Annotated in this window: 1 protein-coding gene and 1 pseudogene; both read right to left on the reverse strand. The window is 59.0% G+C overall.

Annotation, left to right across the window (positions count from 1 at the left end; translation table 11 throughout):
• Nucleotides 1-121 precede the first annotated feature (121 nt).
• The gene (locus GTGU_RS23400; RefSeq protein ID WP_038163240.1) at nt 122-340 is read right to left on the reverse strand and encodes a hypothetical protein; all 219 of its coding nucleotides are present in this window, start codon (nt 338-340) and stop codon (nt 122-124) included.
• A 2-nt stretch (nt 341-342) separates the two neighbouring features.
• A pseudogene (locus GTGU_RS23405) lies at nt 343-934 on the reverse strand (glycoside hydrolase family 108 protein).
• Nucleotides 935-943 lie beyond the last annotated feature (9 nt).

The following is a 943-nucleotide window of genomic DNA, read 5'->3' on the forward strand; positions in this document are numbered from 1 at the left end:
AAAAGCCTGGCGGCCATAGAAGTTACAGTACATCAGGGACAAGCCAGCCAGCACAATGATAGTCCAGCCAGACTGCAAGACCTTCAGCAGTGCGGGTTTCAGCCAGCCGGTATTAAACGATTTAAACACAGTGTTTTTCCTTGTATTTCTGGCACTGCCAGATGATGTCTCGCGTGTCAACGGACGACCAGCCGCGCAGGTAATAGCTGCCGTGCGTGCCGTCATGCCCCTCATAGCTGGTCGGGACCGGTGGCGGACCACCGGCCATGCGGTGAAGCACTTCCTGCCGCAGGCGGTCATGACGACCGCGTTTCAGTGATGCCTCCCATCCCTTGCCCATACTCAGCTCCCGGCGACCGAATACCGGAAACCGGCGATTTCCCGGCAGGCATCCGTCAGGTTATCGAGGCGGTTAAACCAGCCGTTGAGGTATTTGCCCTGTGACGGGGTGGCTTTGATGATGTCGGCGTAATAACGGGAACGGCGGACGAACAGGCGGTTAAGCAGCCAGTCCGGGTCAGCACCGGCGACGGCTGCGCGGGTCTTCTGACCGGCAATACCGTCAACGTCCTTGCCCGTAAAACCAATAGCCTCCTGGAGCAACTGAACAGCCTTTTTAGCTCCATGCTGGACGGCGGAGTCGAAAACAAACAGGGCGATGTCGTCAGGCCACAGCGGGCAGTACGCGGGGTACCAGTAATCGCGGAAATAAATCTGCCCGGCCTGCGCTACTGTCAGATCACGGATACGGGTATCGGGCTTTGCCGTCGCCATCGACGTCGGTCATGCCGTCGGCAACGCCATCGCGTTTGTCAGAGATACCGAGGTTGGTTTCGCCGCCCCGGTCGGTGGGGTCGTTAACGTAGCCGCGCTCGGCGCGGAGCACGAACGCCAGCGCATTCTGGAATGCGGGAGAATCAGGGGTGTTGTTCATAAAACGGCA

Source organism: Trabulsiella guamensis ATCC 49490, from assembly GCF_000734965.1.
Lineage (GTDB): Bacteria > Pseudomonadota > Gammaproteobacteria > Enterobacterales > Enterobacteriaceae > Trabulsiella > Trabulsiella guamensis.